Source organism: Streptomyces bicolor, assembly GCF_000719285.1.
Classification (GTDB): Bacteria; Actinomycetota; Actinomycetes; order Streptomycetales; family Streptomycetaceae; genus Streptomyces; species Streptomyces bicolor.
Genome location: NZ_JOFS01000016.1, coordinates 141,435 through 148,267, shown reverse-complemented (window position 1 = coordinate 148,267; position 6,833 = coordinate 141,435). Strand labels below are relative to the sequence as shown.

The following is a 6,833-nucleotide window of genomic DNA, read 5'->3' as shown; positions in this document are numbered from 1 at the left end:
GCGGGCCCGGCGGCGTCTGGTGCGTGCGATCGCAAGGCGCCGGAGCGCCCTCGATGGGGGTGCCCCCGCGCGAGCCGAGCGAAGCTCGGTTCGAGCGTGAGGGAGGAGCCACGTGGGCGGTTCGGCAACGCAGCTGGGGGTCCCCCCTCTGGGGGAGTGCGTGCCAGGCGTCGCCGGGCAGGCGGGAATTTGACGACAGGGCCTAGCCCCAGTCCCGCCCGGACCGCCCCCGCTTGGTCTCCGAGCGCTGCTTCTTCTCCCGCAGCCGCCGCTCGTTGATCCCGCGGGGGATGCGGGTGGGCTTGCGCGGCTTGGGCGGCGGGGCCGTCGCCTCGGCGAGGAGCGTGGCGAGGCGTACGGCGGCGGTCTCGCGGTTGCGCCACTGGGAGCGGTGCTCGGAGGCGCGCACGGTGACGACACCGTCGACCAGCCTCCCGGCCAGCCGCTGCAGCGCCCGCTGCTTCCACACCTCGGGCAGCGCCTCGGTCGCCGCCACGTCGAACCGCAGCTCGACCTGCGAGTCACTGGTGTTGACGTGCTGGCCGCCCGGGCCGCTGGAGCGCGAGAAACGCCACATGAGCTCGGCCTCGGGAAGCGAGACGGAGCCACGGATGACGTAGGGACCAGACATGCCGTCCATGTTCCCTGTCCTGTCCGGTCCACGTCACGCGAATATCCCCTGAGGGTCCCCTGAGAGTGCTTTTTGGCAAAGAAAGTAAAGACACCTGGAACTTGAGGTACCCCTCTTCGCGTTCATAGGGGTAGCTGTAGCTTCTAGCCGTACCGCAACGAGGGAAGGGACTCCCAAACCATGGCTGTAAGCCTGTCCAAGGGTGGCAACGTCTCGCTGACCAAGGAGGCTCCGGGCCTGACCGCCGTCACCGTGGGCCTCGGCTGGGACGTCCGCACCACCACCGGCACGGACTTCGACCTCGACGCCTCCGCGATCGCGGTCAACCAGCAGGGCAAGGTCTATTCGGACGCCCACTTCGTCTTCTTCAACAACAAGCAGACGCCGGACAGCACCATCGTCCACACCGGTGACAACCGCACGGGTGAGGGCGCGGGCGACGACGAGGCGATCAACGTCAACCTCGCCGGCCTCCCGGCCGACGTCGACAAGATCGTCTTCCCGGTCTCGATCTACGACGCGGAGAACCGCTCGCAGAACTTCGGCCAGGTCCGCAACGCCTACATCCGCATCGTCAACCAGGCCGGCGGCGCCGAGATCGCCCGCTACGACCTGTCGGAGGACGCGGCCACCGAGACCGCCATGGTCTTCGGCGAGCTCTACCGCAACGGCGCCGAGTGGAAGTTCCGCGCGGTCGGCCAGGGCTACGCCTCGGGCCTGGTGGGCATCGCGCAGGACTTCGGCGTGAACGTCTGACGATCGCTGCGCTGAGCGGGAGCCCCTGGCCGCGGTACGCCGTGGCCGGGGGCTCCCGGACTTGACGGGGACTGCGATCAGGCCTTGTCCGGTTTCCCGTCGCCGTACAGCCAGTCCCGCCAGATCGGCCCGAAGTCCTCGTCCGGTGCCTTCTCCTCCACGTACGCCGTGAAGTCGCCGGTGTCCGCGTTGCCGTGGCGGTGGTCCGCCGCCCAGCCCTGGACGATGTCGTAGAAGGCGTCGTCGCCGACGGTCTGGCGGATCTTGTGGATGACCATCGCGCCGCGCTGGTAGACGGGTGCGGCGGAGATCTGCTCGGCGCCCGCGGGTTCGGCGGGCGGGAAGTCCCAGAGGTCCTTGTGCTCGTCCTCGCCGTGGTCGTACAGGGCGTCGAAGGTCTCCTGCGCGCTGTCGCCGCCGTCGTCCTCCTCCCACAGCCACTCCGCGTACGTCGCGAAGCCCTCGTTCAGCCACATGTCGCGCCAGCTCTTCGGCGTCACGGAGTTGCCGAACCACTGGTGCGCGATCTCGTGGACGAGCAGCTCGATGCCGGGAGCGCCGGGGAAGAACGGCCGGCTCTGGGTCTCCAGGGCGTATTTGGAGGAGTTCACACGGGCGACGATCGCGCCGGTGGAGGAGAACGGATAGGGACCGAAGTTGTACTCGGCCCACTCCATGACCTCGGGGATCCGGGCGAGCACCGCGCGGGCGGGGCCCTTCTGGGAGGGTGCCACGGCGGTGTAGACGGGCAGTTCGCCGCCCGCCGCGCCGGTGAACGTGGAGCGGCTGATGTCGTAGTCACCGACGGCGAGGGTGGCGAGGTAGCTCGCCATGGGCTCAGCGGTGTGCCAACGGAACGTCGTACGGCCGCCGCTGGTCGCCCGGTTGGTCAACTCGCCGTTGGAGACGGCCTCGAGCCCCTCCGGCACGGTGACCGCGAGGTCGTACGACGCCTTGTCCGACGGGTGGTGATTGCCGGGGAACCACGCCATGGACCCCGTCGGCTCGCCGAGCGCGAGCGCGCCGTCGCCGTCGGGAAGCCAGCCCTCCTTGGAGCCGTCGGGGTCGGTGATGGTCTGCGGGGTGCCGGAATAGCGGACGGTGAGCCGGAAGGTCTCGCCCTTGTCGAGGTCGTCGTGCGGGCGGACGACCAGTTCCTGGCCGTTGCGGCTCCAGCGGGCGCGCTCGCCCTCCACGGTGACCCGCTCGACGTCCATGCCCTTCAGATCGAGGTCGAAGGCGGAGAGGTCCTGGGAGGCGCGTGCGGTGATCTCCGCGGTACCGGCGAGGCGGCGGTCGTCGGGGTCGTACGCGAGGTCGAGGGCGTAGTGGGTGACGTCGTACCCGCCGTTGCCCGCCTTGGGGAAGTACGGGTCGCGCACCCCGGAGCCGCCGGGCGTGCCCTGGACACCACCGCCGCACGCGGTCAGGGCGAGCAGGACGGAAGTGACGGTCAGGGCAACAGACGCGAAACGGGACACGCCTGTGATCCTATGAGGCCGGCCGTGACACCATCACCCCCGTGCTCGACATCGGCTATGCCCTCTCCACCCGCTTCCCGGACCCCCCGCAGACGGACTACCGCCGCGCGGACGTCCGTGCCCTGCGCCACGACCTGTTCTGCGGCGACGTCTACCTCGCCGACACCAAGGCGGACCGGGAGTTGTCCACAGCCTGGGGATGGGTGCCGGTGCTCGACTTCGCCTGGGCCCTGTGCGACATCGCCGAGCGGCTGGACCGCGACCCGGCCGGCTCCCGCGCCTCACGCCCGCAGCGGGCGGAACTGGACTTCACCGAGTCCACGGACCGCATGCTCTTCGAGCGCCGCTTCGGCTGGGTGGACATCGAGGCGGACTGGATGCCGTCCGACGAACCCCCGCTGACCTTCTCGCACACCGAACTGCGCCGTGAGGCCCGCGACTTCCTGCACGACCTGCTCGCCGATCTGATCGACCTGCACGAGGACCTGGGCGAGAACCCGGCGATCTGGAGCCTCCAGGCACGCTTTCCCCGGGTGCCGTAGATCCGGAACAGGGCTCCGCCCTGCCCGCCGGCGGGGTTCTGACCAGGCGCGACGACCGCACAACGAAGGAGCCCCATCCCGTACGACATGGGATGGGGCTCCTGATCCGAGCGCCGGGCAGGCCTTGCACCTGCATCTCCCCGCAGGAAGCGGGACGTCTTTCCTTGGACCACCAACGCATCACCGGCCGCCAGGAGTTCTGGCGAGCAGCTCTGGATCAATCATACCGGACCCGTTCGGGTGCCGATCACGGGCCGGCCTCCACCCGCACTCCCATCTCCGCCGCCAGCACCGGTGCCAGATCCAGCAGTTGCGTCGGACTGATCACCGCCCCCGCCAGCCGCTCCACCCCCCGCGCGATCTCCAGCTCGGCCGCCCTGCGCAGATCCACGTCCGTCAGCGTCACCCCGCTGAGGTCCGCCGCCTTGAGCGCGCAGTCCACGAACTCCACCCGCTCCAGACGGGCGCCCCCGAAGTCCGGCTCGACGAGGACGCAGCCCTCGAAGACGACGTCTCTCAGCTTGGCCTTGCGCAGGTTCAGGTAGTCGATCTTGCCGCCCCGGACCAGGACCCGCTCCAGGACGGCGCCGTGCAGCTGCACCCCGCCCAGCCGGGCGTCCACCAGCTCCACATCACGCAGGGTCGACTCGGCGAGGTCGGTGCCGACGCCCCGTGGCGCCGTCAGGACGGAGTCGAGGATCCGGGCGTGCCGGAGTCCCGTCTCGTCCAGGGCGCAGCCCCGCAGCGCACAGTCCATGAACCGGGCGCCCGAGCCGTCCTGCCCGGTGAGGTCCTCGTCACGGAACTCCAGGCCGTCGTAGTCCCCGTCCGGCTCCAACCCCCCGTCCCGGTACGGCTCCAGCGGCGGCAGCCGCACCTCGGGCCGCCGTGCGCCCTTCACGCCGGTCCGTCCGGCGCCGGCACCCCTGCCCGTACCGCCGCCCGCACCCATCGCTCTCCTCGCCATGCCCCCATGCTGCACCCCACCACTGACAATCCCCCCGACCTGCGAGAACGCCGCCGATGTCACATTCCGGGGGCCCAGGACCGTCGTACTCACGAAGAAGGCAGGAAAGGCGACCCGAGCAAGCCCCGAGCAGGCCCGAGCAGGCCCGAGCCCGAGGCGCCAACAATCCCCGAGCGAGAGGGAGACCCCCACCATGCACCGCATCACCGTCATCGGCGGCGGCTTCGCCGGACTCACCGCGGCCATCACCGCCGCCGAGGCGGGCGCCAAGGTCACCGTGTACGAAGCCCACCACACCCTCGGCGGGCGGGCGCGGACCGCCGAGGGGCCGTACAAGACCAACGAGGGACCGCACGCCCTGTACAACGGCGGCCCGCACTGGGCCTGGCTCAAGCAGCGCGACCTGATCGGGCCGCTCGCGCCGATACCGCCCCTGGAGGCGGCCCGGCTGCGGCTGCGGCACCGTGGCGTGCTGCGCCGTACGCCGCCCTTCGCCATGCTCAAGCTGCTGCGGCGCGGTCTGCCGCAGGCGCCCGTCGACGTCGACTTCCTGACCTGGGCCACCGGCATCGCCGGCGAGGAGGGGGCGCGGGCAGCCGCGCACTACTCCGCGGTCGCCCTGTTCCACCACGACCCCGGCGCCCTGTCCGCCGCGTTCGTGCAGGAGCGGCTGCGCCGGGCCACCAAGCTGCCGCCGGAGGCGCACTATCCGCGGGGCGGCTGGGCCACGGTGATCGACCGGATGGCGGCCCGGGCCTGGAATCTCGGGGTGCGGATGGAGACCCTGTCCCGCGTCGACGAACTCCCGACCGATACGCCCGTCGTCGTCGCCACCTCCCTCGACGCCGCCCGCCGCCTCCTCAAGGACGACTCCCTGACCTGGACCAGCGGTCGTACGACGCTCGTCGACCTGGCCGTGCGCACCCGGCGCGGGGACGCCTTCGCCGTGTCCGATCTCGACGCGACCGGGTGGCTGGAGCGGTTCACCGCGCAGGACCGGTCCCTGGCGCCGGCAGGTGAGCAGCTGATCCAGGGGCAGATTCCCCTCGCCCCGCACGAGTCCAAGGCCGACGGCGTCGCCCGCGCCGAGCAGCTCCTCGACCTCGGCTTCCCCGGCTGGCGCGAACGCGTCACCTGGAGGCGGGAGGCCGTCGCGAACGGCCGTACCGGCGCCGTCGACGTGCCCGGCACGAGCTGGCGGGACCGTCCGGCCGTCGACCGTGGCGACGGCGTCTATCTGGCGGGGGACCAGGTCGCCGCCCCCGGCGTGCTGTCCGAGGTCTCCTTCAACAGCGCGCTCACGGCCGTGTCCCTGGCTCTCGGCAAGCACGCCGTCGGCCGGCACCCCCTTGACCTCAAGCAAGCTTGAGGTTGCAGCATCGTTGAGCCGCCTCCGGCGACGGGGTCGGCGCCTGACACATCCGAGTCCGGAACGATGGGGGACCCCATGCACGCCATCCGCCTGCACACTTTCGGCCCGGCCGAGAACCTCACCTACGAACAGGTCGACGATCCCGCACCCGGCCCGGGCCAGGTCCGCATCGCCGTGGCGGCGGCCGGTGTCCACCTCCTCGACACGGCCCTGCGCGCGGGCGTTCAGGGCCCGGCCCCGCAGCCGCCCACGCTGCCCACCATCCCCGGCCGCGAGGTCGCCGGCGTGGTCGAGTCCCTCGGCGAGGGCGTGGCGGCGCTCTGGCGCGGCAAGCGCGTCGTCGCCCACCTCGGCTTCGCGCCGGGCGGGTACGCCGAGCTCGCCGTCACCGATGTCGACCGCGTCCACGAGATCCCGGCGAACCTCGACTTCGCCGAGGCCGTCGCCATGATCGGGACGGGCCGTACGACGATGGGGATCCTCCAGTTCGCCGAGTTCGGCCCGGACTCGGTCGCCGTGATCCCGGCGGCCGCCGGTGGCATCGGCACCCTGCTCGTGCAGTACGCCAGGAACGCCGGCGCCGTCGTCATCGGCCTCGCGGGCGGGCCCGAGAAGGTCGCCCGTGTGCGGGAGAACGGCGCCGATCTCGCCGTCGACTACAAGGACCCCGCCTGGCCCGAGAAGGTCCGCGCCTTCCTGGGCGGACGGCCGGCCACCGTCGTCTTCGACGGCGTCGGCGGCGAGGTCGCCCGCGAGTCCGTCGCCCTGCTCGGCCCCGGCGGCCGGCACCTCGTCTTCGGCTGGTCCGGCGCAGGCCTGCACGACGGCGAGCCCTACCTCGTCGACGGCGTCTCCGAGCAGGTCCTCGGCGCCGTGATGATGCAGCGGGCCGGCGGCCCCAACCCCGTACGCACCCTGGAACTGCGCGCCCTCGCCGAAGCCGCCGCGGGCCGGCTCACCCCGGCCGTGCAGCGCTTCCCGCTCGCCGAGGCGGCGGCCGCCCATCGCGCTCTGGAGACGCGTGGAACCACGGGGAAGGTGGTGCTGGAGCCCTCGGCTCAGGCAACCGCGTGAGGAGAGGCCC

At 71.8% G+C, this 6,833-nt stretch carries 7 protein-coding genes; 4 read left to right on the top strand and 3 right to left on the bottom strand.

Annotated features, from left to right (window positions below; all coding sequences use genetic code 11):
- Positions 1 to 202: 202 nt before the first annotated feature.
- Positions 203 to 640 (bottom strand): alternative ribosome rescue aminoacyl-tRNA hydrolase ArfB, encoded by a 438-nt coding sequence (gene arfB, locus IF78_RS0122080; protein ID WP_031498443.1) that lies wholly within the window; start codon positions 638 to 640, stop codon positions 203 to 205.
- A gap of 171 nt (positions 641 to 811) precedes the next feature.
- Between arfB and IF78_RS0122075 the strand changes: the two genes are divergently transcribed.
- Entirely contained in the window at positions 812 to 1,387 is a 576-nt protein-coding gene (locus tag IF78_RS0122075) for a TerD family protein (RefSeq protein WP_031478941.1), read from the top strand.
- A 77-nt stretch (positions 1,388 to 1,464) separates the two neighbouring features.
- Here the strand turns inward: IF78_RS0122075 and IF78_RS0122070 are convergent, their stop codons facing one another.
- Entirely contained in the window at positions 1,465 to 2,868 is a 1,404-nt protein-coding gene (locus IF78_RS0122070; protein ID WP_031478944.1) for a M1 family metallopeptidase, read from the bottom strand.
- A gap of 41 nt (positions 2,869 to 2,909) precedes the next feature.
- Here IF78_RS0122070 and IF78_RS0122065 point away from each other — a divergent pair, with 41 nt between their 5' ends.
- Entirely contained in the window at positions 2,910 to 3,410 is a 501-nt protein-coding gene (locus tag IF78_RS0122065) for a hypothetical protein (protein WP_031478946.1), read from the top strand.
- A gap of 247 nt (positions 3,411 to 3,657) precedes the next feature.
- Here the strand turns inward: IF78_RS0122065 and IF78_RS0122060 are convergent, their stop codons facing one another.
- Complete coding sequence (locus tag IF78_RS0122060) at positions 3,658 to 4,377, bottom strand: pentapeptide repeat-containing protein (protein WP_078662540.1); 720 nt, start codon at positions 4,375 to 4,377, stop codon at positions 3,658 to 3,660.
- A gap of 193 nt (positions 4,378 to 4,570) precedes the next feature.
- On the opposite strand from IF78_RS0122060, the gene IF78_RS0122055 reads away from it, so the two are divergent.
- Both IF78_RS0122055 and IF78_RS0122050 read left to right on the top strand, forming a co-directional pair.
- The gene (locus tag IF78_RS0122055; protein ID WP_031478950.1) at positions 4,571 to 5,746 is read left to right on the top strand and encodes an NAD(P)-binding protein; all 1,176 of its coding nucleotides are present in this window, start codon (positions 4,571 to 4,573) and stop codon (positions 5,744 to 5,746) included.
- 78 nt (positions 5,747 to 5,824) lie between these two features.
- On the top strand, positions 5,825 to 6,823 hold the full coding sequence (locus IF78_RS0122050; protein WP_031478952.1) for a zinc-binding dehydrogenase: 999 nt from the start codon (positions 5,825 to 5,827) through the stop codon (positions 6,821 to 6,823).
- Positions 6,824 to 6,833 lie beyond the last annotated feature (10 nt).

Coding starts and splice junctions, on each gene's coding strand:
- IF78_RS0122075 (WP_031478941.1), top strand. CDS start 812: ATGGCTGTAAGCCTGTCCAAGGGTGGCAACGTCTCGCTGACCAAGGAG.
- arfB (WP_031498443.1), bottom strand. CDS start 640: ATGGACGGCATGTCTGGTCCCTACGTCATCCGTGGCTCCGTCTCGCTT.
- IF78_RS0122055 (WP_031478950.1), top strand. CDS start 4,571: ATGCACCGCATCACCGTCATCGGCGGCGGCTTCGCCGGACTCACCGCG.
- IF78_RS0122050 (WP_031478952.1), top strand. CDS start 5,825: ATGCACGCCATCCGCCTGCACACTTTCGGCCCGGCCGAGAACCTCACC.
- IF78_RS0122060 (WP_078662540.1), bottom strand. CDS start 4,377: ATGGCGAGGAGAGCGATGGGTGCGGGCGGCGGTACGGGCAGGGGTGCC.